Annotated in this window: 23 protein-coding genes, 1 tRNA gene and 2 pseudogenes; 9 read left to right on the forward strand and 17 right to left on the reverse strand. The window is 59.5% G+C overall.

What is annotated here, in order from left to right:
* The first annotated feature begins 10 nt into the window (after nucleotides 1-10).
* Nucleotides 11-293: pseudogene (locus BM026_RS29380) on the forward strand (transcriptional regulator).
* A gap of 42 nt (nucleotides 294-335) precedes the next feature.
* On the opposite strand, the gene sctU reads toward BM026_RS29380, so the two are convergent.
* Genes sctU through sctW form a run of 11 tightly spaced genes read right to left on the reverse strand, consistent with a single transcriptional unit; the run spans nucleotide 336 to nucleotide 10,437 of the window.
* On the reverse strand, nucleotides 336-1,433 hold the full coding sequence (sctU, locus tag BM026_RS15830) for a type III secretion system export apparatus subunit SctU (protein WP_092240566.1): 1,098 nt from the start codon (nucleotides 1,431-1,433) through the stop codon (nucleotides 336-338).
* Nucleotides 1,430-2,218, reverse strand: coding sequence for a type III secretion system export apparatus subunit SctT (gene sctT, locus BM026_RS15835; protein WP_092240564.1), 789 nt, complete (start codon nucleotides 2,216-2,218; stop codon nucleotides 1,430-1,432). The genes sctU and sctT overlap by 4 nt, the downstream gene beginning before the upstream one ends.
* A 10-nt stretch (nucleotides 2,219-2,228) precedes the next feature.
* A complete protein-coding gene (gene sctS, locus BM026_RS15840) occupies nucleotides 2,229-2,492 on the reverse strand; it encodes a type III secretion system export apparatus subunit SctS (RefSeq protein ID WP_065888055.1) in 264 nt (87 codons plus the stop codon).
* A 7-nt stretch (nucleotides 2,493-2,499) separates the two neighbouring features.
* Nucleotides 2,500-3,153, reverse strand: coding sequence for a type III secretion system export apparatus subunit SctR (gene sctR / locus BM026_RS15845; RefSeq protein WP_092240562.1), 654 nt, complete (start codon nucleotides 3,151-3,153; stop codon nucleotides 2,500-2,502).
* Nucleotides 3,150-4,166, reverse strand: a complete 1,017-nt coding sequence (locus tag BM026_RS15850) for a FliM/FliN family flagellar motor switch protein (RefSeq protein ID WP_092240560.1) — start codon at nucleotides 4,164-4,166, stop codon at nucleotides 3,150-3,152. The genes sctR and BM026_RS15850 overlap by 4 nt, the downstream gene beginning before the upstream one ends.
* On the reverse strand, nucleotides 4,163-4,621 hold the full coding sequence (locus BM026_RS15855) for a type III secretion system HrpP C-terminal domain-containing protein (RefSeq protein WP_092240559.1): 459 nt from the start codon (nucleotides 4,619-4,621) through the stop codon (nucleotides 4,163-4,165). The genes BM026_RS15850 and BM026_RS15855 overlap by 4 nt, the downstream gene beginning before the upstream one ends.
* A complete protein-coding gene (locus BM026_RS15860) occupies nucleotides 4,618-5,046 on the reverse strand; it encodes a type III secretion system stalk subunit SctO (protein WP_092240557.1) in 429 nt (142 codons plus the stop codon). Before BM026_RS15860 ends, BM026_RS15855 begins: the two co-directional genes overlap by 4 nt.
* Nucleotides 5,033-6,391: a FliI/YscN family ATPase gene (locus BM026_RS15865; RefSeq protein ID WP_092240555.1), complete on the reverse strand. Its 1,359-nt coding sequence runs from the start codon at nucleotides 6,389-6,391 to the stop codon at nucleotides 5,033-5,035. Before BM026_RS15865 ends, BM026_RS15860 begins: the two co-directional genes overlap by 14 nt.
* Complete coding sequence (locus BM026_RS15870; RefSeq protein ID WP_170856030.1) at nucleotides 6,388-7,287, reverse strand: FHA domain-containing protein; 900 nt, start codon at nucleotides 7,285-7,287, stop codon at nucleotides 6,388-6,390. Before BM026_RS15870 ends, BM026_RS15865 begins: the two co-directional genes overlap by 4 nt.
* A gap of 10 nt (nucleotides 7,288-7,297) precedes the next feature.
* Nucleotides 7,298-9,391, reverse strand: a complete 2,094-nt coding sequence (gene sctV, locus BM026_RS15875; protein WP_093529254.1) for a type III secretion system export apparatus subunit SctV — start codon at nucleotides 9,389-9,391, stop codon at nucleotides 7,298-7,300.
* Nucleotides 9,388-10,437, reverse strand: coding sequence for a type III secretion system gatekeeper subunit SctW (gene sctW, locus BM026_RS15880; protein ID WP_092240551.1), 1,050 nt, complete (start codon nucleotides 10,435-10,437; stop codon nucleotides 9,388-9,390). The genes sctV and sctW overlap by 4 nt, the downstream gene beginning before the upstream one ends.
* Nucleotides 10,438-10,698: 261 nt before the next feature.
* Between sctW and BM026_RS15885 the strand changes: the two genes are divergently transcribed.
* From BM026_RS15885 to BM026_RS15915, 6 genes are all read left to right on the forward strand, one after another.
* Nucleotides 10,699-11,250: an RNA polymerase sigma factor gene (locus BM026_RS15885; RefSeq protein ID WP_092240549.1), complete on the forward strand. Its 552-nt coding sequence runs from the start codon at nucleotides 10,699-10,701 to the stop codon at nucleotides 11,248-11,250.
* A gap of 192 nt (nucleotides 11,251-11,442) precedes the next feature.
* Nucleotides 11,443-11,519: transfer RNA gene (locus BM026_RS15890), tRNA-Met, on the forward strand.
* A gap of 189 nt (nucleotides 11,520-11,708) precedes the next feature.
* Nucleotides 11,709-12,488 carry a PhzF family phenazine biosynthesis protein gene (locus BM026_RS15895; RefSeq protein WP_093529257.1) on the forward strand — a complete coding sequence of 260 codons (780 nt, stop codon included), beginning with the start codon at nucleotides 11,709-11,711 and terminating at the stop codon, nucleotides 12,486-12,488.
* Between the two features lie 36 nt (nucleotides 12,489-12,524).
* On the forward strand, nucleotides 12,525-14,342 hold the full coding sequence (gene ggt / locus BM026_RS15900) for a gamma-glutamyltransferase (RefSeq protein ID WP_093529260.1): 1,818 nt from the start codon (nucleotides 12,525-12,527) through the stop codon (nucleotides 14,340-14,342).
* Nucleotides 14,343-14,369: 27 nt separating this feature from the next.
* A complete protein-coding gene (gene pgeF / locus BM026_RS15905) occupies nucleotides 14,370-15,095 on the forward strand; it encodes a peptidoglycan editing factor PgeF (RefSeq protein ID WP_093529263.1) in 726 nt (241 codons plus the stop codon).
* 472 nt (nucleotides 15,096-15,567) lie between these two features.
* Nucleotides 15,568-15,882: a helix-turn-helix domain-containing protein gene (locus tag BM026_RS15915; protein ID WP_093119998.1), complete on the forward strand. Its 315-nt coding sequence runs from the start codon at nucleotides 15,568-15,570 to the stop codon at nucleotides 15,880-15,882.
* A 27-nt stretch (nucleotides 15,883-15,909) separates the two neighbouring features.
* Here the strand turns inward: BM026_RS15915 and ddlA are convergent, their stop codons facing one another.
* Both ddlA and BM026_RS15925 read right to left on the reverse strand, forming a co-directional pair.
* Nucleotides 15,910-17,004 carry a D-alanine--D-alanine ligase gene (ddlA, locus tag BM026_RS15920; protein WP_092240543.1) on the reverse strand — a complete coding sequence of 365 codons (1,095 nt, stop codon included), beginning with the start codon at nucleotides 17,002-17,004 and terminating at the stop codon, nucleotides 15,910-15,912.
* A 44-nt stretch (nucleotides 17,005-17,048) separates the two neighbouring features.
* Nucleotides 17,049-17,687 carry a LysE family translocator gene (locus BM026_RS15925; protein ID WP_092240541.1) on the reverse strand — a complete coding sequence of 213 codons (639 nt, stop codon included), beginning with the start codon at nucleotides 17,685-17,687 and terminating at the stop codon, nucleotides 17,049-17,051.
* Between the two features lie 140 nt (nucleotides 17,688-17,827).
* Between BM026_RS15925 and BM026_RS15930 the strand changes: the two genes are divergently transcribed.
* Nucleotides 17,828-18,637: an AraC family transcriptional regulator gene (locus tag BM026_RS15930; RefSeq protein ID WP_093529266.1), complete on the forward strand. Its 810-nt coding sequence runs from the start codon at nucleotides 17,828-17,830 to the stop codon at nucleotides 18,635-18,637.
* A 6-nt stretch (nucleotides 18,638-18,643) separates the two neighbouring features.
* Here the strand turns inward: BM026_RS15930 and BM026_RS15935 are convergent, their stop codons facing one another.
* The 4 genes and pseudogenes from BM026_RS15935 to BM026_RS15945 form a co-directional block, all read right to left on the reverse strand.
* Nucleotides 18,644-19,219, reverse strand: coding sequence for a flavin reductase family protein (locus BM026_RS15935; protein WP_092240537.1), 576 nt, complete (start codon nucleotides 19,217-19,219; stop codon nucleotides 18,644-18,646).
* A 53-nt stretch (nucleotides 19,220-19,272) separates the two neighbouring features.
* On the reverse strand, nucleotides 19,273-19,704 hold the full coding sequence (locus tag BM026_RS29625; protein WP_371914363.1) for a methyl-accepting chemotaxis protein: 432 nt from the start codon (nucleotides 19,702-19,704) through the stop codon (nucleotides 19,273-19,275).
* 108 nt (nucleotides 19,705-19,812) lie between these two features.
* Nucleotides 19,813-20,589 (reverse strand): annotated as a pseudogene (locus BM026_RS29630) (PAS domain-containing protein); the annotation flags it as partial.
* 106 nt (nucleotides 20,590-20,695) lie between these two features.
* On the reverse strand, nucleotides 20,696-21,028 hold the full coding sequence (locus tag BM026_RS15945) for a DUF2790 domain-containing protein (RefSeq protein WP_092240533.1): 333 nt from the start codon (nucleotides 21,026-21,028) through the stop codon (nucleotides 20,696-20,698).
* Between the two features lie 225 nt (nucleotides 21,029-21,253).
* Between BM026_RS15945 and BM026_RS15950 the strand changes: the two genes are divergently transcribed.
* Complete coding sequence (locus tag BM026_RS15950) at nucleotides 21,254-22,573, forward strand: OprD family porin (RefSeq protein ID WP_093512572.1); 1,320 nt, start codon at nucleotides 21,254-21,256, stop codon at nucleotides 22,571-22,573.
* Nucleotides 22,574-22,722 lie beyond the last annotated feature (149 nt).

The following is a 22,722-nucleotide window of genomic DNA, read 5'->3' on the forward strand; positions in this document are numbered from 1 at the left end:
TCGCCAGGAAATGCCTGACGATCAACGCCAGGTGTTTCTGGACAGTCTGGTGAGTGGCTCTGCCACTCACCAGACCCTTGTACCCGGTAGTGTGTGCACTGCGCGCAGGGAACCGCCCCGGCATTGCCTTGCAGGCCGGCCAATTGCAACCCGTGTCGGAGCGACGCTTTGAGCAGGCACTGGCATTCGATGGGTGTTTTGTTTACCTAGACGCCCAGTACACGCTGGTGATCTGGCACGCACTGCCTGCAACCCACAGCACGCTGGACAGAATCCTTAGCCGGATGCTTTAACTGGCCAACCTGCAAGCCTTGGACATTGGCTCAAGCCGCTGATCAACGGCGTTCAAGCTCCGGCAGTTCGAGGGTTTCGCGCTTGGCTTCATCATCGAGTTCGCGCAAGGTGCGGTAAATCAGCGCCACCGCCTGCAAGGTCTCGCGAGGGATGCTTGCTCCCAGCTTATTCGTGTAGAGCGTGCGAGCCAGCCATACACATTGGATCACCGGCACATCAGCCGCCTTGGCGCGCTGGATCAGTTGGCGGGCCTCAGCATCCGTGCCTTTGCTGACCAGCAAGGGCAGCGGCGTTTTACCTGGGCGGTAGTACAAGGCGACTGCAAAGTGCGTCGGGTTGACCACCAGCATGTCGGACTCTTCCAGTTTGGGCAGTTTGACCTTGGGTTCTTCCTGAGCCAATTGATACGCCAGTGAACGCCGCTGGCCTTTGACGTGAGGGTCGCCCTCCATCTCCTTGTACTCTTTGACCACCTCGACCTGGGTCATGCGCATGCGCTTGGCGAAGAAGTGCTTCACCATGACGAAGTCGATAAGCGCCAGTACCAGCAGCATGCCAAGGCAGGCATGCAGCAAGTGGCGAAACAGCGCTATCAATGCCAGTAGGTAACTTTGCAGATCACTGGTAGCCAAGTTGATCAGCGTACCCAATGAGGGCCAGATCACCACATACAGAATCAAAGCGATAAGGCAGGCTTTCACGATGCTCATCAGTAGGTTCATCAACTGTTGGGCAGAGAACATTTGCTTGACTTGACTGAGCGGATTGAGGCGGTTGAAATCCAGCTTCAGGGTCTCTGGTGCAAACAGCATCCCGAACTGCATCCAACTGCTGATCAGCTTGGTGGTAATTGCCATTGCGGCCATCAGCAGAGCGAATGAGAAAAACACCACCATCCCTTCAAGCAGCACCTCCTCCAACGCTCGCACAAAAGGCTGAGTCAAACGTGATATCGGCAGCAGCATCAGTTGCTGGAAGCGTTGCAGGCTAGTCTCGGCAGTGAACAGGGCAATCTCGCTGATGGCCGTCAACGCCAGCAGCTTTGACACATCCTGGCTTTGGGCGACCTGGCCTTTCTTACGCTGGTCACGCAGTTTCTTGGCTGACGCCGGGTGCTTTTTTTCGCCGGAATCACTCATGGGATGGCGACCTTGATCAGCAGCCTCAACGAGTGTTTAAGATCGCCCAACAACCCCATGCGCCCGATGATCAGGTCCTGCAACAGCGCAAAGTAGAGCAAGAGGATACCTATTCCCGCCAGGCTCTTGACCGGTGGTGCCAACGTACTCACTTGTAACTGCTGGCTGTAAACCCCAAGTAGCGCGATGCCGAACTCCAGCAACAACAGCACCGCAATAAACGGTGCAGCGTAGAGCATCATGTGCCTAAAGGTGTCGCCCAACAGGTCGATGAATACGCTCATGCCATTTGCCGCCGGCAGCGGGAACCACACCGTGGGTGGCCAGATCAGGTAACTGTCCCAGATCACTTGGGTCAGCGTGCCCAACCCCAGGCTCACCATCAGCAGAAAAATCGCCAGCTGCTTGAACAAGTGTCCGATCGGCGTCGCATCCGGCCCCAGCGATGGGTTGAGCTGCCCACCGGCCAAAGCGCCGCGCTGGTTATCGAGCAACGCCCCCACTGACTCAAACATCCAGAACGGCATCGACAGCAGCACACCCATCAGAATCCCCAGGGCCACCTCCTTGAGCACCAGCGCACTCAGCAGCATCGCGGAATAATCCTGACCTGCCAGCGCCGCATGAATACCCGGTGCAGGTATCAATGCCAGGACCATCACGATGGTATGCCGCGGCATGCCCTTTATATGCTGAAAACAGAACGCCGCCACCAGGATGCCACAGGGGTAGATACGCGCCATGCCGACCAAAAGGCTGGGCAAATACTCGAGATACAGCAGCACGGGCAGAGTCTCAGTTCAGGGCCGATCGGCCGATCATGTCAAAGGTCAGGTTGATCAGTTGGATCAGCTCCACGCCAATCCAGCGGCCGGTCATGATCAACGTGATACCCACCGCCACCAGCTTGATGCCGAAGGGTAACGTCTGGTCCTGCACCTGCATCAACGCCTGTACCAGAGACGTCATCACGCCCACCACCACCGCCACGATCAACGGCGGTGCCGATAGAACAACCACCAACAGCATGCCCTGCTTGAACAGCACAATGGGTTCCATAAGCCACTCAGAGATAGGAGAGGAACAGACTGTCAAGCAACCGTGACCAACCGGACACCATCACGAACAACAGTAATTTGAGCGGCAAGGAAATGGTCATCGGCGAGACCATTTGCATGCCCAACGCCAACAGTAGGTTGGAGACAATCAAGTCGATGACAATGAAGGGGATATAGATCAGGAAGCCGATCTCGAACCCCGCCTGCAGTTGCGACAGCACAAACGCCGGGATCAACAGAATCAAGTCTTCGCGTTGCACCTCCCGGGCCAGTTGAGCGGGCCACAGACGTGACGTGTTTTCCAGCAGATGTGTCAGCACATCCGGGTCGACGTTACGCAACATGAAGGCACGCAACGGTTTAATCGCTTCACTTCCCGTCTGCAGAAGCGTCTGCACATTGCTCAGGTCCAGCGGTGCGGCTTTGATGTTCTCAGCTATTTCATACCCCACCGGCGCCATGATAAATAGCGTGGTTGCGAGCGCGATGCCATTGATGGCCATGCCCGGCGGCACCTGCTGCACACCAATGGCGTTACGGGTGATCATCAGCACTATCACGATCTTCAGGAACGCCGTGCAGACGATCAACAGCATGGGCATCAATGACAATGCCGCTAAAAAGACCGCCAGGACTAAGGGGTCCAACCCCTGAAGTATCATCGGCCGAACATCACACGGGATAACTGCAAGCCCAGACGCCCGTCGACTTCAACCAACTGTCCCTGGCCAATCGGTCGATCGCCATAATAGAGGCCAGCCATGCCTGGCGCATAACCGGCGATGCCCAGCACCGCGCCCGGCGCGAGGTTACGCAACTCGCCCAGGGTCAAGTTCAACGTGCCGCAGCGCACGTTCAGCGCCATGCTCAGTTCGTCGAACGGCTCGTGACCGAATACGTCCATCACAGGCTCATCACCCTCATCCCCAGCGTAGTCGGGGGCTAGATATTCTTCGTCCACAGACGTCTCCTCAATTGAAGTAAGGGTCAGGCCTAACGGCCCGCTGTCATCGTCAATGCGCCCATACAGTCGCTGTGTGCCAACCTGTAGGTAGCCGCTGCCCTCGGCCACAAAGAAGCTCTGCTCAAGCACCAGCACATCACCAGTGCGCAGGCTGCGTACCTGGGCGATCGGCAACTGCAGGCGCCCCAGGGTCACTGCAATGGTCAACCGAAACGACGCGGGCATCGGTCGGGCCGTGGCGCGCCATGGGCCGGCGTCGCACAACACCAGAAAACTCTCGGGAGCCAGCCACACATACCCTTCGACCCGGGCTTTACCCAGGGCCACACTGAGCCGGCAGCCAAACGCCTTGGGGAGTTGTTCGGCCTCCAGCAATCGCACATAGCCCAACACGGCTTTCACCTGAGGGCTCAGGTAAAACTGGAACAACGCCCAAAACCAGGAATCCGGATCGTTGCCGGAGGGGGCTAACGTCACGGGGCATTCACCCAGCAGGCTGAGCAACGGCCCAGCTTCAGCGAGAGCCAGCACGCCACACGCGGTTTCGAAGAACATCGCCTGGCCACCGGCGGGAGCACGTCCAGGTTCGAGCAGCATCTGACCTGCCTGCCCGGCCACATGGAACACCAAGCTCATGCCGCGTCCCAGTCGACGTCGCGCAGCAGCTATGTCGCCGTTGATCGAAGGTAATGTCAAAAGCGGCACTATCATGTGCTGCCGATAGTAGGTAGAGACAGGCTGACCGACCGCCCCAGCGTCAGTGCAAACCGATCTTCACACTGTTGCCGTACGCCGCTAAGCCAGCGTGCGGTCGCCTCCTCTTGCGCTTCCAGATCGATACTCCAGCTACTCTGTTCGCGGCGCACACTGGCGTTGATCCGCCCCAGGCGGGGCAAGTACAACACAGCTTGGAGCGGCCACTGCGAAGTGGCCTGCAGACGAGGCACCAGTTGCTCGGTCAGCGCCTCAATCATGGCCGTGCCGCCCGAGGCTTTTGTTCCCCGCAGGGAACCTCGATCGCCTGCCCCCTCATCGTCACCGGCCCAGAACTGGGCGAACAACCGCGTCAATTCCGCCGGCACCACGCCCGCAGTTCCCGGCTCTCGTTCCTCTCGTGACTCATTCGAGCGTGGGCGTTCAGCAGGTTTGTCTGATACCTGGTTCATGTTGGCTCCTGTGCCAGTAAAAGAGATAGTTCCTGGAGTTTTTCCACCTGTCGCAGGCAATCGGTCACCTTTTTCTGAGCAGTGCCAACGCGGGCTTGCTTGTCTTCCCGCTGGTCTTGCAATGCCGCCAATTGCCCCATTTCTCTGCGGGTAGTGGCGGACAACGAGCGCTCCTGAGCACTCCAGGATTTCAGGGCCTTAAGGGTCAATACCTGACCCTGATGCTGATCGAGCAATTGAGTACTTCGTCGAGCCTCCTCCTGCCGAGTCTGCTCAAGTGCATCCTCGGCCTGCCGGATATGCGCAAACAGCGCCTGTTGGGCCCGCTTGGCCTCACGCAAGGCACGCTCTGCCCGGTCCGCTCGGTGGCGGCGCAGGCGTCGCAGCGTCTCGACTTCACCGAGCAGCACATCAGAATGGGACATAGGCAGTCAGCTCCTTGAGTTGATCCAGTGTCGCGGTCATCGGCGAAGGCTCACGCAAGTCCTGGCGCAAGAAACCATCGACAGCCTGGCGACTCTCCACGGCAAGGTCGGTCAGGGCATCACTTCCAGACTGGTACTCCCCCAGCTTGAGCATCAGCTCGATCTGCTGATACGCCGACAACAAACGTCGCAACGCAGTACCCGCCTGGATATCCGCAGGCTCGGCGACGTTGCTCAAGATCCGCGACAAGCTCGCCAGCACATCGACCGCAGGATAGTGCCCACGCTCGGCCAACTTACGGGACAGCACGATATGACCATCGAGCAACGAGCGAACTTCATCAGCCACCGGGTCGTTCATGGAGTCCTGCTCGATCAGCACCGTATAGATCGCCGTGATCACGCCCTCATTCGTTAACCCGGCGCGCTCTACCAGCCGCGGCAACAGGCTGTAGACAGAAGGAGGAAGGCCGCCGCGACCAAGGGGTTCGCCAGCCGCCAGGCCGATTTCACGCTGGGCCCTGGCAAAACGGGTCAGGGAATCGATCAGCAGCAACACACGCTTGCCCTTGCGGCGAAAACCTTCAGCCAGCGCGGTCGCCGTAAATGCTGCACGTGCTCGCTCCATGCTGGAACGATCGGACGTGGCACACACCAGCACCGCCTTGGCACGCAGTTGTGCATCGAGCTCATGATCAAGAAACTCGCGCAGTTCGCGACCCCGTTCGCCGATCAGGCCAAACACGATGACGTCGCACTCCACGTTACGGGCGATTTCGGCCAACAGGGTTGTTTTGCCACACCCTGCCCCCGCGAACAGTCCTACACGCTGTCCTTCGCCCAGCGTCAGCAAACCATCGATCGAGCGAACACCGGTTGCCAGTGCACGGTTGATCCGTGGCCGTTCGGTGGGCAATGGCGCCTCACACAGGACTGCGCTGGTATCCGCCAAGTCAGCTTCGACAAACGCGCTGGGCCCATCTCCCGCGATCGCCCGCCCGAAACCGTCCAGCACCTGGCCCAGCAGTGCCTCGCTGACCCGTACCCGATGGGATACCCCTAGGCGCTCGACACCAGCGCCCACCTGTACACCTTCCAGGTTGCCCAAGGCGCTGAGTACGGCATCCTGCTGGTCAAAACCGATGATCTCGGCGAGCATGCAGTCGCCTGGCCTTTTCTCCACCTGGCACAAATCCCCGATACGCGCCTGGGGCAATCGGCACTGCAGCAACATGCCATTGACACGCTGGATCCGCCCACGCATCGACACGGGCGCGAAGGCGGCCAACGACTGGACCTGATGCTGGTGCCAAGCGTCGAGACGCGCCTGTACTTCCGTGCTCACCAGCGCACCTCATAACGCTGCGCGCCGTCGAACACCACTTTGCCATTGTCGATCAGCACCAGGCGCAGGCCATCCACTTCATCACCAACAAACAGCCGGCTACCTTCCTCCAGCACGACGTGACCATTGGCTCCTCCCACAATCTGCACAATCTTGAACGGCAAGGCTCCATCGCGCGCGCGCACACGGCTGATCACCGGTACCGCGCTGTCGTATTGTTCGCCAAAACGGTTGAGCATGCGTGCGACCAGCTCTACATCGTCCTGGGAAACGTCGCCATCGAGCGCGACCTGGCCATTGATCACCTGCAAGTTGACGCGCTGGCTCAACTCGCGTTCGTTGAGCATCTTCAACAGCTGTTGGCGCACGTCGAACGGTGAGGCCAACGCCTGCTTCTGCACCACTGGCGGCCTCAAGGACGCCTTGGCCTCCGGGTCCCCGGTGTAGGCCATGCCCACCACGATGAAGATGACCGTTATCGCCAGCACCAGGCTGACCAGGCGCTTTTGCTGGGAGTGGGAGATGGTAGACAAGTTGAGTTGCCGCGCCGGCTCATTGAGCGCGGGCGGTGCTACCGGTGCAGGAGCGGGTGATTGAGGCCAGGGCTCATCGGCCAGACTGACACACAGACGCACGCCTCCCACTGAAAATACATCGTTGAGCGCCAGACGCGCGATCTGAGCCAGCACCTGACCATCAGCCCCGCGCAACAACCCGGCCTCGGCCTGCACCGACCAGTTCGCATCAATGAGCCTCAGCCTTGCATGCTGCTCGGCGATACCAGGATCGTGCAGTAACAGATCGGCGTCGGTGTGAGCACCGATGCTCCACTGCTCCCCAAACAAAGGCAGCGCTGCCCCCTGGTGCAGTCCATCAAGCACGCGTAACTCAAACATCATCAAGCCCTCATTCCACAGCACCACGCATCAACTCATGCTGACCGAAGTCGAAACGCCCCAGTACTTTGACCCTTGAGGTGCTGCTCAGCTCGGCAAAGGACAACACCGGTACGTAGTTGAACTCTTCCAGCAACAAGGTACGCAGAGGGCTGCGTAAATCCTGCGCGACCAGCATCACGCTCTTGAATTTCGGGCGCACGGAAAAGGCTTGATTGAGCAGGTTGACCAACGCCGCGCTATGCTCTTCGTCGAGTGCGAAGAACACGCCGGTCTGGGTCTGGCGCAATGCCTCACGCAGGATGTTTTCACTCTGCGGCGACAGCAGCCACGCGTGCAGGCCGTCTGCTTCCCTGTACTGATGGTAGATCTGTGCCTTGAGCGCAATGCGCGCGTAGTCGGCCAGCGCCTCCGGTTCACGCTCATGCTGGCCGTACTCGATCAGTGACTCGACAATCAGCCGCACCGCCCGCAACGGCACACCTTCGCTGGCCAAGCGTTGCAACACTGCCGAAAACCGCGACAGCGGCATGATCCGCTGGAGCTCCTGGACCAATTCCGGTTGGTTGTGCTCCAGCCAGCCGAGGATCGACTTACTCTCTTGAATCCCCAGGAACTGTGGCCCGCTGAGCATCATGGCCTGCTTCATGCGTTCTACGATCAGGCTCGCCGCAGTGAAGCGCTCCAACTGCGGATCATCGAGCAACGGATCATCCGGCGGCACCCAGAGCCAATCCTGCTCATCGCGCTCCGCCTGCCCCGCTATGGCGTGCGCAGGCTCAATGGTGAATGCCTTGCGCTCAATTGCAACCAGGCTGACGACCGATGCCCTGACCATTGGCACCTCATGCACACAAAAGCGCATTTCATCGTCGGCCAGCGTGTCATCGAGTTCCACCTCGAACGATGGCAATGTGAGGCCGATATTGGTGACCAGCGCATTTCGCGCCTGGCGAATCGCATAAATAAGATCGGCCACCTCGGGCGTGCCGCGCAGCACCGGAGAGAACTGCAGCAGGTAGGGCCTTGTGGGGTCGAACCCACGCAAATCCTCATGGCCATTCTCTTCGGGGCGCACCGCTTCCTCGGCTCCAGCGTTGGGTTGTTCCTGCCGTTGGCGCTGGCGCATCAAGTAATACCCCAGGCTTCCAGTGACCAACGCTATCAGGATAAACACCACGGTAGGCATGCCAGGCACCGCCGCAAAGGCGAGCATCCCAACCGAAGCGATCACCCAGCTCTTGGGTTCGCTCGTCATCTGCCGGGCGATTTCGGCGCCCATGTTCGTGATGCCTTTGCGACCATCCGGCGCCACACGGGTGATGATCATGCCGGCGGTGAGAGAAATCAGCAGCGCCGGGATCTGCGCAATCAGACCGTCGCCGATGGTCAGCACCGAATACAGGCTGATAGAGTCGGAAGCACTCAAGCCATGCTGGAACATGCCTGTGGCGAAGCCGCCCAACAGGTTGACCACGACAATGATCAGGCCGGCGATAGCGTCGCCCTTGACGAACTTCATCGCACCGTCCATGGCCCCGAACAGTTGGCTCTCGCGAGACAACTGGTCTCGCTTGTCCCTTGCCTGCATGCCGTCGATGAGGCCGGCACGCAGGTCGCTGTCGATGGACATTTGCTTGCCGGGCATGGCATCCAGGCTGAAACGCGCAGCCACCTCGGCCACCCGCTCCGAGCCTTTGGTGATGACCAGAAAGTTGACCAGCGTCAGGATCAGGAAGATCACCATCCCCACCGCCAGGTTGCCGCCGACCACGAAATTGCCGAAGGCCTCGACGATCTCACCGGCGTCCTGCTCCAGCAGGATCAAACGTGTGGTTGCAATCGACAGCGCCAAGCGGAACATAGTGGTCAGCAACAGAATCGACGGAAACGATGAGAACGCTAATGGCCCCGGCAGGTACAGCGCCAATACGATCAACAGGCACGAGATACAGATGTTGAGCGCAATCAGGATGTCCACCAGCCAGGTGGGCAGCGGCACGATGAAAATGAACACGACGGCCATCACCACCACGGCGCCCAGCACTTCGGCGCGCTGCGCGACTTTCAGCAAAAAACGGTTGATGGCCGAAAGCGCAGTCACGCAAGAGTCTCCGGCGTTGCCGTGGCTTGCAGGTACTCACGCTCCATTTTCGTGAGTTCCCCCATTCTTACCAACAGGTTGTGCAGAAGCTGATCACGCGTCCGGTTGTCAAACCACAATGCCAGAGGGAACTTGTTGAATACCGAGTAAATGGCATTGAGGGCTATCAGGGTGCGGCTGAGTTGGCTGCCCGCTTCCAGTTCCTCCAACAGTCGTTGAAGTTCCTGGGAGTCGATGCCTGTAGTGGTGTAACCCAACAAGCGCTGCATCAGCTTCGACGTAACGCGCTCTATCCTCAGACGCTCGATCAATGCCTGGCACAGGACAAATACTCCACTCAACTGCCAACAGCTTTGCAGGCCCAGGAGCAAGGTACGCAAATGCGCCGAGGGCAATGATGACACCTTCGCCGCGATATCGTCCGCCAAGGCTTTTTGCATCACCTTGAGCCCTTTTGAAAACCGTTCGTCACCGTATACATCCAGCAGTGCCTGCAGGATCTTCATCAGGGATTGGCGCGAAACCACGTTGGTGTAATAGAGCATTCGCAGCGCCTGACGCTCTTGCAGGTCGGCACATCCCGCCCGAAGTGCAGCCGCAGTATTCAGACCTGCCTGGATCTCCCCTTTGAAACGCGCCTCAAGCTTGATGATTGCATCGCGTGCCAAGGTTGCTTCGGTGCCCGACTGGGCTTCCACATTCTTGAGCACAATAAAGGTGAGAGCGGGGTCGCCCTCGCAAAGCCCCAGCAACTTTTCAACCCCGACAAGCATTCGCAGCTGCTGCTTGAATTGCAATATGGCCATTGCCAACGTCTTCTTGGCGGGATGACCCCATTGATCATAAAGCTGATTAAGCAACTGAACCGCAGCCACAGGCAGGATGAGCTGCCGCCGATTCAGTGCCCGGCTGCTGGCTCCCACTTCCTCGTTGAACAGAAGAGCCAGGTCATCGGCTACCTGGCTTGCAGTAGGTGTGGAGGTATGACTGACACTTGGCCGATCCTCGTTGCGAATTTTTTGCAGTTCGGAAGGGAAATCAACCATGACTGGACCTGAACAGGAAGAGTATTTCCCTGTGTGGCAAAAGCAGCCAAAGCGGTTCCATCAACAAATGGTCCACTGCACATTTGAAAAAACTTGCACAAGCCTTCAACGCTTTCTGCAAGCACTTGCACAAAAGCGCGCCAACAAAAAATTTTTATGCATATAAATCAATAGATTATGAAATTTTTCCGCCTGGCACAGCCAGTGCAAATGGGGTTCTCGTCGACACCTTTCGACTGCGTCTACTCCAAGGAAAAATCCATGAATATCCCTATTGAAGCTTTAGCGCACCTGGTTGGCAGCTCGCCTCAATTCATGCTTCACCTGACAGACGACCAGCAAAAAAAACTTCGGCGCTTCATTCACAAGCGCGTACTCAACCCCGAAGATGCAGACGACCTGCTGCAATTGACGTACCTGGAAGCCTGGCGTAACCGTGAACGTTTCAGCGGGAACGCCACGCTCAGCACTTGGATGTGCGGTATCGCGCAAAACCTCATACGCAACCACTTCAGGCGCTTGTATGCCAAACCCGTGCATTGCGAATTCGACGAGTCGCTGTGGCACGGCCAGGAAGACAACCACAATCTGGACTGGGAATTTGAAATCAATCGACGCCTGGAGAAAACCTTGAGCGCCATCGACCACCTACCCATAGAGATGCGCAAGACGCTCTACGCCTCACTGGAAACCGACGGTAGCTACCAGGAGACCGCCGACGCACTGGAGATTCCGATCGGCACGGTCCGCTCGCGCCTCTCTCGGGCGCGCGAACAGCTTAAACGCGCCACTCACAACTCGACGCGTTCTTAAAATCAGACGTTGCGCTGGACGGCAGGGATATCTGCCCACCGCGATCAGGCTTTTCTGACTGCGCAGGCGGGCGAATCGCGAACCACTCGTCGCCCGATCCGGCAATTTCGCTTAAACAGTTGAAAGCGTAGATAAAAATTCAAAATAAATACTTGACGCATTGCCGTTCTACGCGAATAATGCGCGCCACTTGGCTACATAGCTCAGTTGGTTAGAGCATAGCATTCATAATGCTGGGGTCCGGGGTTCAAGTCCCTGTGTAGCCACCAAGTACTAAAAACGGCTTACCGAAAGGTAGGCCGTTTTTTTATGCCTGGAGAAAAGTGCGGGGCATACTCGAAGCGCTCCTCCCCCTACGGCCCAGAGTTGCGCCCGAAAAAAGGCGCCATCTGTATTTTGACGCTCCCTTGACCCGCTGTTAGTGTCCAGCCTCCCCTCTAAGCACGGAGTGCTCCACGGTGAAACTGGACATCTACCAAGTCGACGCTTTCAGCCAGTCCCCCTTCGGCGGTAACCCCGCGGCAGTCTGCCCGCTCACCGAATGGCTCAGCGATGAGCAACTGCAAGCCATCGCCGCCGAAAACAACCTCTCTGAAACGGCCTACTTTGTACCTCGCGGCGAATTCTACGAATTGCGCTGGTTTACGCCCGAAATAGAAGTGGACCTGTGCGGCCATGCCACGCTTGCGGCGGCGTGGGTGTTGATTCACCAACTGACGGACGCGCCAGAGGTATTGCGCTTTGCCACGCGTAGCGGCGAACTTCGGGTGACGCGCAATGGTGATGAACTGTCGATGGACTTCCCCGCCAAGCAACCACAACCCTGCGAACCGCCCGATGGCATGTTGAGCGCGCTCGGCATTGAACAGGCCGACGTGTTCAGCACTGATGACTACATCGTACTGCTGGAAGACGAAGCGCAAGTCGCCGCACTGACACCAGACTTCGCCCGCCTCAAGGGCCTGCCCAAACGCGGCATCGCCGTGACGGCCCAAAGCGCGAGGTTTGATTTTATCTCCCGCTGGTTCGGGCCGAATGTGGGTGTGAATGAAGACCCGGTGACCGGTTCGGCCCACACCTCATTGGCGCCATTCTGGGCTGAGCGCCTGGGCAAGAACCGGTTGACCGCCGAACAGGGCGGCAAGCGCCGTGGCCAACTGCGCTGCGAGCTCAAGGGTGATCGCGTGATCATTTCCGGCCACGGGGTGCTCTACCTGCAAGGCACGATTTACCTGTAAAAAGCACTACCCCAAGGACAACAGATCATTCTCAAAATGAACGGAGTTCAGCGCGTGTTTTCGATTTCCCGCCGTCAACTGTCGGTGATTGCCGCAGCCCTCACCCTGGCTGCCTGCCATACCCCGGTCAACCAACAGCCTCCGGCACCGGAGCTGGGTTCCGGCTATCGCACCGACCTCACGACTCAACACGCCGAGCGCCATATGGCCGCGGCGGCCAACCCGCTGGCAGCCGAAGCCGGACGCGAGATGCTGCGCATGGGCGGTTCGGCAATAGATGCGGCGATTGCAATGCAGGCAGTGTTGACGCTGGTGGAGCCGCAGTCCTCCGGCATCGGCGGCGGCGCGTTCATCATGGTGTGGGACGGGAAAAACGTACACGCGTATGACGGCCGTGAAACCGCGCCGGCCGGGGCCACCGAGCGTTTGTTCCTGAGGGGCGACGGCACACCGATGGCGTTTGCGGAGGCGCAGATTGGGGGACGCTCAGTCGGTACGCCTGGAGTATTGCGCGCGCTCGAAATGGCGCACAAGAAGACTGGCCGGTTGCACTGGGCCACGCTGTTCGAGCCGGCAATCCGCCTGGCGGAACAGGGCTTCGCCATTTCTGCGCGCTTGCATAGCCTGATCGCGGCTGACCATAACATCCCGCAATCACCAGATATGGCGGCGTATTTCCTGAATGCCGATGGCACACCGAAAGCCACCGGCACCGTGTTGAAAAACCCGGCGCTGGCCAATGTGTTCAAACGCATCGCCAAGGAAGGCCCGGACGCGCTGTACCAAGGGCCGATTGCCGATGAGATCGCACGCAAGGTGCAAGGTCATCGCAACGCGGGCAGCCTGTCCCAGGCAGACCTCAAAGGCTATAGAGCCAAGGAGCGCCCCCCACTGTGCACCGATTACAAGCAGTGGAAAGTCTGCGGCATGCCACCGCCGTCGTCGGGCGGGATCGCCGTCGCGCAAATCCTGGGCACCTTGCAGGCCCTGAAAGCCCAGGACATCGCGGCGATGCCTCCGGTAAAAAGCGCATCGCCTGCCGGCCTTGAACCAACGCCCGAAGCCGTGCACCTGCTGGCCGAAGCCGGGCGCCTGGCCTTCGCTGATCGCGGCCTCTACGTCGCGGACGCGGACTTCGTGCCCGTGCCGGTCTCGGGCCTCGTCGCACCGGAGTACCTGGCCAAGCGCGCCGCCTTGATCGGCGAGCGCAGCATGGGCATCGCCAAACCGGGCGTACCAGCGGGTATCCAGGTGGCCTATGCGCCGGACCGCTCGCCGTTGCGCATCTCCACCTCACAAGTGGTGGCGGTGGATGACCAGGGTGGCGCCGTGTCGATGACCACCACGGTGGAAGCGGCGTTCGGCTCTCATCTGATGGTGCAAGGTTTCTTGCTCAACAACCAGATGACCGACTTCTCGTTTATCCCCGAGGAAAACGGCCAGCCGGTGGCCAACCGCATCGAGCCCGGCAAGCGCCCGCGCTCGGCGATGGCGCCGACCCTGGTGTTCGATCGCAACAGCGACGAGTTACTGGCCACGGTCGGCTCGCCCGGTGGCTCGCAAATCATCGAGTACGTCAGCAAGTCCCTGGTGGCGATGCTTGACTGGAAACTTGACCCGCAAGCGGCCATCAGCCTGCCGAACTTCGGCAGTCGCAATGGTGCCACCGAGCTGGAGACCGGCCTGTTCACCCCTGCACTGAAACAGGCCCTCAAGGACAGAGGCCATGCCCTGAGCGAGATCGATATGACCAGCGGCATCCAGGCCATCGTTCGCATGCGGGATGCCCAGGGCAAGGTGTCGCTCAGTGGCGGCGCCGACCCTCGGCGTGAAGGCAAAGCGGTCGGCGACTGAACACTTCAAACATCGGAGAAAGCGCTCGTGCAACAGGCAGATAATCTCGGCGCCATCCCTGGCGTCGACCACGGTTTTTGTTCGATCAATGATCCGCTGCGCCCCGATGGGGTGTTCATCTGCAAGCAGGTGCATAGCGCCTCAGTGATCGAGTGGCAAGCCGACCAGGTACCCAATACCGTTGAAGCGGACGGGGTATGCACAGGTGAGCACAAGCCCATCGCGGTGATCACCGCTGACTGCCTGCCCCTTCTGATTGCCGCGCAGAACGGCGAAAAGGTCGCTGCGGTGCATGGAGGATGGAAGGGGCTGCAAAGCGGGATCATCGCCAATGCAATCAAGCGTTTTACCGACGAAGGGATTGCAGTCGACCAGTTGCGCGTGGCGATCGGACCGTCGATCAAACCGTGCTGCTATGAGGTGAGCGAGGGGTTTGTTGCGCAGTTCCAGGCTGACCAGGGGCACCTGTGGGCAACCGGGCGGGCGCCGTGGAGCGCAGCGCAACCCGCACCGTTATTGCCCGCGCAAATTGCACCGCCCCACGCCAGGCAAGCAGCAAGCGCGTGGTTTGACTTGAGCGGGTATGGCGTGATGTTGCTGCAAGCGGCCGGCATCCGGCGTGAACAAATCGAGGTGAGTGAGGTGTGCACTTACTGCACCTCCCCCACCTTTGCCAGCTACCGCCGAAGGACGCATCACCCGGAGGAAATGAAGACGTTGATCTATTCGTGGATTGCTCGTACGCAGCGGTGAGAGGCAGCTTACCAAGCACGGTCCCAGGCCCTACTCATATCGCCGACACGCAAAGTACCATGTCATTTTTTGCGATAAAACGCACCTTGAGCAGTACCCGTTATCCTGCGATTTTCTGGCCCGTCCGTTCTTGCCAGAGGCTACGTCAAAGACGTAGAATTCCGCGTGTTAACGATAATAGAATCGCCTCTGTTCAGCAGGTTATGGCCTGACTATTGGACCGAAGAGGAAAGAGGCATTTTCATGGCTTTTCTAGCCAGTCATCCTGAAGCAGGGAACGTTATACCCGGCTCAGGCGGATGTCGAAAAATACGCTGGAGCCTGGAAGGTCGAGGCAAAAGTGGATCGGTACGAATAATCTACACCACACAATTGGCTTGCGGGGCCTTGGTAGCGCTACTGATATATGGCAAGGGCGCGACCGACAGTATTCCAGCGCACACCCTGTACAAAATCGCGAAGGAAATGAACCATGCCACTCACTGAGAAACAGCTGCAAGAACGGGATGCCAAACGCAACATTGGCGAAGAGCTGCTTGCCACTGTTCAGGATGTTAAAGCAGGACGATACGGCTCGGTGAAACAGGTCGAAATCACTCAAGCCGCCGAAGCAAGAAGCAAGACCGGGTTGTCGCAACCCAAATTTGCTGAGCTTCTGGGCGTTTCGGTAAGAACCCTTCAAGAGTGGGAGCAAGGGCGTCGCTCCCCTTCTGGCGCAGCACGCTCCTTGCTGCATATCGCTGCAATCAGACCGGACGTCTTTCGGGAAGTCCTCAGTAACGCCTGATGGCGTTACTGAGCCACTGATGAACGACTACCGACTGATCTTCAACCCCTTGCGCCCCGCATGCCGCTCCAGCGCCAGCTCGATCAGGCGGCTCACCAGTTCGCTGTAGCTCATGCCCGCCGCCTGCCACAGCTTGGGGTACATGCTGATGCGGGTGAAGCCGGGCAGTGAGTTGATTTCGTTGATCAACACCTCGCCATCGTCGGTAAGGAACACATCGACCCGTGCCAGGCCGGAACAGCCCAGCACCTCGAAAGCCTCAATGGCCAACCGGCGAATACGCTCGCTGGCGTCATGACTGATATCGGCCGGCACCACCACCTGGGCGGCCTGGTCGTCGATGTACTTGCTGTCGTAGGAATAGAAACCACTGCTCACCACAATCTCGCCGCAACCACTGGCGATGGGGTGATCATTGCCCAGCACGGCGCATTCGATTTCGCGGCCTTTTACCGCCGATTCGAGCAGCACTTTTTCATCGAAGCCCAGGGCCAGTTCAACGGCAGCATGGTACTCGGCTTCGTCGCCGACTTTGCTCACGCCCACCGATGAGCCTTGGTTGGCAGGTTTGACGAACATCGGCAGGCCGATCTTGTTCACCGCGGCCTCAAACGAAGTACGCGCCGCATTGCTGCGGGTCAGGGTGATGAATGGGGTGACGGCAATCCCGGCATCGCGCAGCAAGCGCTTGCTGATGTCCTTGTCCATGCACACCGCCGAACCGAGCACGTCGGAACCCACGAAAGGCAGGTCGGCCATACGTAACAGGCCTTGCAGGCAACCATCTTCGCCGAGGGTGCCGTGGACGATGGGGAAGATCACGTCGACATGTTCCAGCAGGCCGCTGCCGGAAGTCTCCACCAATTGCTGGCTGGCCTTGCCGGGCACCACCGCCAGTTCGCGGTTGGACTGGTTGAGGGCGATCAACGCCGGGTTTTCCTGGTTGAGCAGGAAGTTCGAGGTGTCGTTGAGGTGCCAATGGCCGGCCTTGTCGATACCGATCAACACCGGCTCGAAGCGCGAGCGGTCGAGCGCATCGACGATATTGCGCGCCGACTGCAACGACACTTCGTGCTCAGCCGAACGGCCACCAAAAATAATACCTACCCGCACCTTGCTCATGACCCGACCTCACTGTTGAACGTAAGGCTTCTTACCACGGGCCGTCAGCGATTCGCTACCAGATGTGCGCCGAACAACACATAGCAGCCACCGGCAAAGCGGTCGAGCCACTTGCGCGACCGGCTGTAGAGCGTGGCCATGCGTTCGCTGGAAAACACCAGTGCCACGCTGGAATACCAACTGAACGACAAGGTGGCCATGGTGATCACCGCCAGGGTCAGCAGCATCGGCGACGGCGAAGGCGGCATGGTTGACGCGAAGATGGTGGCAACAAACAAAGCGGCCTTGGGGTTGGACAGATTACCCAGCAACCCCAGGCGCCACGCGGAAAACAGCGAGCGCCGGGCGTCATCCGGCAGCACGTTCTGGCTCATGTTCGGTGAAGACCGCTTGAACAGTTTCAACCCGAGGTAGATCAGGTAGCAGCCGCCGATGATCTTGAACGCCAGATACAGCATCGGTGCCGCCGTAAACAGCGACTTGATGCCCAGGCCACCCGCCAGGCCCCACATGATCGTACCCGTGGCCACTCCCGCCGATGCCACCACACCATGACGGCGCGAACAGCTGGCGGCCAGTTGCGCCGTGTTGAAAAAGTTGGGGCCAGGCGTGACCACCGCGACGGTCCACAGCAAGGCCAGGGAAACCAGGGGCGTCACATAGGCCGGGTTGAGAAAATCCATGGTGGGCAGCTCCATCAGCGCGAGGCACGAGCGACGATCATAGGCCTCTGCCCTGCCCTGCACAATCGTACAAGACCCCGGCAGACAAGGGATGCAGACTGGGTTAACGTATTTCCCTCTCTTTTTTGTGACCCCTTACCATGGGCAAACCCACCGCCACCCTCGACTGGTTGCACCGCGCGCCCCATGCCAGTGGCCTGGACCGTATCGAGGCATACTTTGCCGGCTTCGCCTTCGACCCGCATCGCCACGACACTTACGCCATCGGGCGTACGTTGACGGGCGTGCAGAGCTTTCACTACCGCGGCGACATGATCCACAGCGTGCCGGGCACAACCATGGTGCTTCACCCCGATGAAACCCACGACGGCCACGCCGGCAGTGAAGAGGGCTTCAAATACCGGATGATTTACGTAGAGCCGTCGCTGATCCAGCAGATTCTCGGCGGCAAGCCGTTGCCGTTTATCCCGGGCGGCCTGTCTACCGACCCCAGGCTGTTGCGAGCCAGCGAAGTGCTGCTGCAGAACCTGGACAACCCCATCGACCCATTGCAGGAACAGGACGCCCTGTTCGACCTGGCCCATGCGCTGAACAACGTCTCGGGCGGGATCATCAGCCGCAAGACTTTCGACTACGTGGCCGCCGAGCGCGCCCGGGAGTTCATCCACAATGCGCTGGGCCGCAGCATCACCCTGGATGAAATGGCCGACCACGCCGGCCGTGACCGCTGGGCCTTGTCGCGGGATTTTCGCCTGCTGTTCGGCACCAGCCCCTATCGCTACCTGACCATGCGCCGCCTGGACCTGGTGCGCAGCCTGCTGGCCCAGGGCCAATCGCTGGTGGACGCGGCGATGACGGCCGGCTTCACCGACCAGAGCCACATGACCCGGCAGTTTCGCAGCACCTACGGCATGCCGCCGTCGCGCTGGGTAAAGATGCTCGGGCGCTGACTAGGCTTAGAGCGCGTGCCCATCAATCGGCTGGCCGATGGTGAGAAAATGCCCGCCCGCCACATGGTGCAAGGTGCGCAGTTCATCATGCCCTTCGAAGTGCCAGCGGCCGTCGCTGAATACGCGTTCGTCGGCATAGGCCGCGACCACTTCACCCAAAAACAGATCATAGGCCTGCTGGTTATGAGGCTCGGGCAGCAGTCGGCATTCCAGCCAGGCCACGCAACCTTCCAGCAGCGGCGCGTCGATGTGTTCACCGCGGAACGTGTGCAAGCCGTAGGCGGCAAACTTATCCGTGTCGGCACCGGTGGTGTTGCCCACGGTTTGCACAAGGTCGGCCTGGCTCGCGCAAGGCACCTGCAACACAAAGGTGCCGGCGCCTTCCAGCAGTTGGCGGGTCCAGGTGGCCTTGTCCAGCACCACCGCTACCTTCGGCGGTTCGAAATCCAGCGGCATGGCCCAGGCCGCGGCCATGATATTGCGCTGGCCGTTGTGGGCAGCGCTCACCAGCACCGTAGGGCCGTGGTTGAGCAAGCGGTAGGCCTTGGACAGCGGGACGGGGCGACGGTGGGTAGGGCTCATGGACAGTCGACTCTTGATACCAGAAAGCCCCTACGATACCTGAAGCCCTACGCTCAACTCGACAGTTGGTTGGCGAACTGGCCCACCGCGCTGACCACCTTCTGCGCCCCGTCCTGGATCTCCACGATCACCGTGCCCGCTTCGGCAGCCAGCGCCAGGCCCTGTTCGGCTTGCAGGCGACCGTCGGTCATCAGGGCGACCGCGTCGCGGGCCATGTCCTGGTTCTGACGGACCACGCCGACAATTTCCTCAGTGGCCTTGCTGGTACGCGAGGCCAACTGCCGAACTTCATCGGCGACTACCGCAAAACCACGACCTTGTTCGCCAGCACGCGCCGCTTCGATGGCGGCGTTGAGCGCCAGCAGGTTGGTCTGCTCGGCAATGCCGCTGATGGTCTTGACGATGGTGCCGATCACTTGGGATTGGGCGTTGAGCGCCTCGATACCGTCACCGGCCTGTTGCATGTGCCTGGCCAGGTCGCGCATCACATCCACCGCCTGGGTCACCACGGTGGTGCCGCGCTGGGCGCTGTTGTCGGTTTGCAACGAGGTGCTGTAGGCAATGTTCGCCGCGTCGGCGACCGCCTGTTCCTGGTTGACCTGGTCGGTGATCACCGTGGCGAACTTGACCACTTTGTACAACCGGTCATTGGCGTCCAGCACCGGGTTGTAGGTCGCTTCCAGCCACACCACGCGGCCATGGCTGTCGACCCGTTTAAAGCGTGCCGCGACGAACTCACCGGCGTTCAAGCGCTTCCAGAAGTCCTGGTACTCGGTGCTGTTGTATTCCTCTGGCTCGCAGAATATCCGGTGATGTTTGCCCTGGATCTGCGCCAGGCTGTAACCCATGCCCCCGAGGAAACGGTCATTGGCGCTCAGCACGTGCCCGCCGAGGTCGAACTCGATCACGGCGGTAGAGCGCACCAGCGCGTTCATGAGGTTTTCATGCTCGCGGGAAGCCTCGATGGTGCGGGTGAGGTCGCTGGAATAAATCGAAAAATGCTTGATGCGCCCCTCGGAGCTGCGCACCGGCTGCAGAATCGAACGCAGCCAGGCTTCCTGGCCATTGCCCCGCATCAGGCGCACGGTGCCGGCGAAATGCTCGCCGCGCACCAGGGCGTTCTTGAAGCGTTGCTGGAACTCATCCCTGCGCACGTGGGCCAGCTCCAGGTCTTCGATCGCACGCCCCAGCAGTTGGCCACTCTGGTAGGCCAGCTCCTGCAGGAAGTTGGCATTGGCCCATTCCACCCGGCCTTCGGCGTCCAGCGTCAGGCACAGCATTTCACTTTCCAGGCTCTCCTTGACCTGATTCAAGCTGGACAACTCTTCGCGAAGAGCCGACAGCTCCTGCTTCAAACGGGTGTTGAACATGGGGCACCGAGGATCAAATGAGGGAGATGAATCCGACCTGCATCGGCGCTGCCGGCATTTTCTTAAGCGAGCTTGAGGCCCTCGCCCAAGTATTTTTTCGGCCACATCAGCTGCCGTTGTTTCGGCACACGCCCATCACTTGATACTCAAGGGTCTTGAGCTTGCCGCTGGAGTCTTCATAGGTCATGCGCGACGGCACCGCGTTGCACGAGCGGATCGGCGGCGTGACGTTGACCACCTTGGCGATGTCCAGCTTCATGCCATAGCGATACGCCTGCACCTCGGGCGCCGGCTTGCCCTTTTTGGCGGCGTACTCGGCCATGGCTTTTTCATTGCGCTCCATCATCAGTGCGAACGTACGGTCCCCCCCACCTTCGGCCAACGCACCGAACGACAGGATGGCGGTTAAAACACCCAGCGCGACTTTATAAAACTTCATGATTAGTTCCTCGACTGAAAGATTCAGTGCGCAGACTAACCAACTGACCCTGACGCAAACTTCACCAGAGCATTACTTATTTGTTAGATAAGTGTGAGTTTCCAGAATTGTAATCTTCGTGCCACTTCTTCGTTATCTGCGGTTTGCAACTATCAGCCCGGGCCAGATCAATAAGAACGCCCGCTCTCATAAGAAGCTGAAACTGCCAAGCACCAGGAGCGAACCATGCGTATCCGTCACTACAGCCTTCCCCTTTCACTGTGCGCCGCTTTCCCGCTGGCTGCCGTGGCCGTGGAGGACCCGCCCGAGGGCTTTATCGAAGGCAGCCGCGTCAATGTGCTGGCGCGTAATTTTTACTTCAACCGCGATGATCGCAAAGGCCAGTCCAGCCCCACCGGCAATGGCTATTCAGAGGCCTGGGCACAGGGTTTGATCGGCCGCTTCGAATCTGGTTTTACCCAAGGCACCGTTGGCTTTGGCGTGGATGCGTTTGCCATGGTCGGCATAAAGCTGGACTCGGGCACCGGCCGCAGCGGCGGCAAAGGCTCGTTCGGCGTGCTGCCGGTGGACAGCGAAAACCACCCCGAGGACACCTACAGTAAAGTCGGCGGCGCCGCGAAACTGCGCATGCTGGATACCGTCATCAAGGCCGGCGACGTATTCCCGCTGACCCCCGTCGTGGCCTACGGCGATTCACGCGTGTTGCCGGAAAGTTTTCGTGGCGTGACCGCACAGAACACCAGCCTCGAGGGCCTGACCCTGCAAGGCGGGCGCTTGAGCGGCATGAGCCAACCGAGCGAAAGCGGCATGAACAAAGGCTTCGCGACCTTTTACGCAGGCCCGGTCGACTCGCCCTGGGTCGGTTATTTCGGCGGTGATTACACCGTCAACCAACACCTCAGCGTCAGCCTTTACGGCAGCCGCTTGAAAGATGCCTGGGACCAGTACTACGTCGGCAGCGCCGTCAGCTATCCGCTGGGTGAAGATGTCTCGCTGTTCGGCGACGTCAACTACTACAAGGCGGTGGACGAGGGCCGGAAAAAGCTCGGTGAATTCGATAATGCCATCTGGAGCGCCCGGCTCGGAGTGAAGGTCGGCGCCCACAGCCTGGCCCTCTCCCACCAGCGCAACAACGGTGATGACGACTTCGACTACCTGCGCCAGTCCGACTCGATCTTCCTCAACAACTCGATCCAGTACAGCGACTTCAACTCGCCCAAGGAACGCTCATGGATGGTGCGCTATGACCTGGACATGCAGGCATTCGGCATCCCCGGCCTGTCGTTCATGACCCGCTACGGCAAAGGCACTGGCGCCGATTACAGCAACGCCAACGCGGTGTACATGCGTCGCGATGCAGCCGGCGCCCCACTGACCGACCAACGCCGCTGGGAGCGGGATATCGAGGCCAAATATGTGGTGCAAAGTGGAAACTTGAAGGATTTATCACTGCGGCTGCGCCAGGCGACCGTGCGCTCAAGTGCATTCGAGTCGGACTTGGAAGAAGTTCGGCTGATTATCGAGTACCCCATTGCGGTGCTTTAAGGTAGGCCAATTACATTCACTTGCCGATGCGCTACATCTCTTCACAGGTTGAAGTCTGTCAGAACTGTAATATTGGTCTCACCTTCTCGTTAAGTTGCACTTTCTACACTGCACACCGAACACCTCTCATCTCTGCGGCTTTCGTGTAG

The sequence above is a fragment of the Pseudomonas sp. NFPP24 genome (assembly GCF_900112095.1).
In the GTDB taxonomy this organism is placed as follows: domain Bacteria; phylum Pseudomonadota; class Gammaproteobacteria; order Pseudomonadales; family Pseudomonadaceae; genus Aquipseudomonas; species Aquipseudomonas extremorientalis.

Excerpts from the sequence above, each read along its gene's own strand:
- BM026_RS15855 (WP_092240559.1), bottom strand. The coding sequence starts at position 4,621 with ATGAACCAGGTATCAGACAAACCTGCTGAACGCCCACGCTCGAATGAG.
- BM026_RS15870 (WP_170856030.1), bottom strand. The coding sequence starts at position 7,287 with ATGTTTGAGTTACGCGTGCTTGATGGACTGCACCAGGGGGCAGCGCTG.
- BM026_RS15915 (WP_093119998.1), top strand. The coding sequence starts at position 15,568 with ATGCCACTCACTGAGAAACAGCTGCAAGAACGGGATGCCAAACGCAAC.
- BM026_RS15930 (WP_093529266.1), top strand. The coding sequence starts at position 17,828 with ATGGGCAAACCCACCGCCACCCTCGACTGGTTGCACCGCGCGCCCCAT.
- BM026_RS29625 (WP_371914363.1), bottom strand. The coding sequence starts at position 19,704 with ATGCGCGACCTGGCCAGGCACATGCAACAGGCCGGTGACGGTATCGAG.
- BM026_RS15925 (WP_092240541.1), bottom strand. The coding sequence starts at position 17,687 with ATGGATTTTCTCAACCCGGCCTATGTGACGCCCCTGGTTTCCCTGGCC.
- ggt (WP_093529260.1), top strand. The coding sequence starts at position 12,525 with ATGAACGGAGTTCAGCGCGTGTTTTCGATTTCCCGCCGTCAACTGTCG.
- BM026_RS15885 (WP_092240549.1), top strand. The coding sequence starts at position 10,699 with ATGAATATCCCTATTGAAGCTTTAGCGCACCTGGTTGGCAGCTCGCCT.
- BM026_RS15850 (WP_092240560.1), bottom strand. The coding sequence starts at position 4,166 with ATGATAGTGCCGCTTTTGACATTACCTTCGATCAACGGCGACATAGCT.
- sctR (WP_092240562.1), bottom strand. The coding sequence starts at position 3,153 with ATGATACTTCAGGGGTTGGACCCCTTAGTCCTGGCGGTCTTTTTAGCG.
- sctU (WP_092240566.1), bottom strand. The coding sequence starts at position 1,433 with ATGAGTGATTCCGGCGAAAAAAAGCACCCGGCGTCAGCCAAGAAACTG.
- BM026_RS15945 (WP_092240533.1), bottom strand. The coding sequence starts at position 21,028 with ATGAAGTTTTATAAAGTCGCGCTGGGTGTTTTAACCGCCATCCTGTCG.
- BM026_RS15950 (WP_093512572.1), top strand. The coding sequence starts at position 21,254 with ATGCGTATCCGTCACTACAGCCTTCCCCTTTCACTGTGCGCCGCTTTC.
- BM026_RS15935 (WP_092240537.1), bottom strand. The coding sequence starts at position 19,219 with ATGAGCCCTACCCACCGTCGCCCCGTCCCGCTGTCCAAGGCCTACCGC.
- sctS (WP_065888055.1), bottom strand. The coding sequence starts at position 2,492 with ATGGAACCCATTGTGCTGTTCAAGCAGGGCATGCTGTTGGTGGTTGTT.
- sctW (WP_092240551.1), bottom strand. The coding sequence starts at position 10,437 with ATGGTTGATTTCCCTTCCGAACTGCAAAAAATTCGCAACGAGGATCGG.
- ddlA (WP_092240543.1), bottom strand. The coding sequence starts at position 17,004 with ATGAGCAAGGTGCGGGTAGGTATTATTTTTGGTGGCCGTTCGGCTGAG.
- BM026_RS15860 (WP_092240557.1), bottom strand. The coding sequence starts at position 5,046 with ATGTCCCATTCTGATGTGCTGCTCGGTGAAGTCGAGACGCTGCGACGC.